This is a genomic window from Streptomyces sp. adm13(2018) (assembly GCF_008042145.1).
Taxonomy (GTDB): domain Bacteria; phylum Actinomycetota; class Actinomycetes; order Streptomycetales; family Streptomycetaceae; genus Streptomyces.
In genome coordinates this window covers 1-884 of the sequence record NZ_RDBH01000223.1, presented here as the reverse complement: position 1 = coordinate 884, position 884 = coordinate 1, and the positions used below count along the sequence as shown (strand labels likewise).

Annotated in this window: 1 protein-coding gene and 1 pseudogene; one reads left to right on the top strand and one right to left on the bottom strand. The window is 77.7% G+C overall.

All coding sequences use genetic code 11. The features are described 5' to 3' along the window. Nucleotides 1–650: pseudogene (locus tag EAO70_RS38635) on the bottom strand (hypothetical protein); the annotation flags it as partial. Nucleotides 651–660: 10 nt separating this feature from the next. Between EAO70_RS38635 and EAO70_RS38630 the strand changes: the two are divergent. Further along, nucleotides 661–884 (top strand): peptidoglycan-binding domain-containing protein (locus EAO70_RS38630; protein ID WP_222723513.1); only part of this gene is annotated, 224 nt, incomplete at its 3' end.

Sequence of the window (884 nt, the reverse complement as noted above, 5' to 3'; positions counted from 1 at the left end):
GGGTCGTACGGTGCGAAGGCCGGCGGCTCGTACGGCGCGGGGGGCGTTCCGTCGCCGGGCGCGCACCCCGGGGGCGACCCCTCCGAGACCATGCCGCTCCTGCTGCGCGGGATCGGCGACATACCCCCGCCGCCCGGCCGTGAGTCCGGATACGGGTTTGAGTACGGGCCCGGGGCCGGAACCGGTTCCGGGGCCGGGTACGAGCAGGGGGCCGGCCGGGGGCGGGCCCGGCGCCGCGGCGCGCTGGTCGCGGTGGTGGCCGCCGTCGCCGTGGCGGGCACCGCGGCCCTCGCGGCGGCCGTGCTCGGCGGCGGGGAGGAGCCGGAGGACCGGGCGGCCGTCCCCGAGGTCACCACGAGCGCGTCCCTGAACCTCGCCGTGTCCGAGTCACCCTCCGCCTCCGCCTCGTCGCGGACTCCGGAGCCGACGTCGTCCTCGCCGACCCCGCGCGAGACCACCGCGTCGCCGTCGCCGTCGACCACGGCACCTTCGGCGACTCCGACGACCGCGTCGCCGAGCGGTTCCGCGACCCCGAGCGGCACGACGGCGCCCTCCGCCTCCTCGTCGGCCACGACCACAGCGCCGACGACGCCCCCGCCGACCACGGCACCGTCGGCGGAGCCGCCGGAGGAGGGCGGGGAGGACGTCACGACCCTCAGCATGGGTTCCACGGGCCACGAGGTGCGGCAGCTCCAGCGGCGGCTGGCCTCGGTGTGGGTCTACTTCGGCCGCATCGACGGACGGTACGACGAGGAGGTCCGCGACGCGGTGGCCCGCTACCAGTCGTGGCTGCACATCGTGGCCGACGAGGAGGCGGAGGGCGCCGTCGTGCCGCTCGGGGTCGCGGAACCGCTCGGCGACGCGGTCGTCGGAGTCGCCGAAGG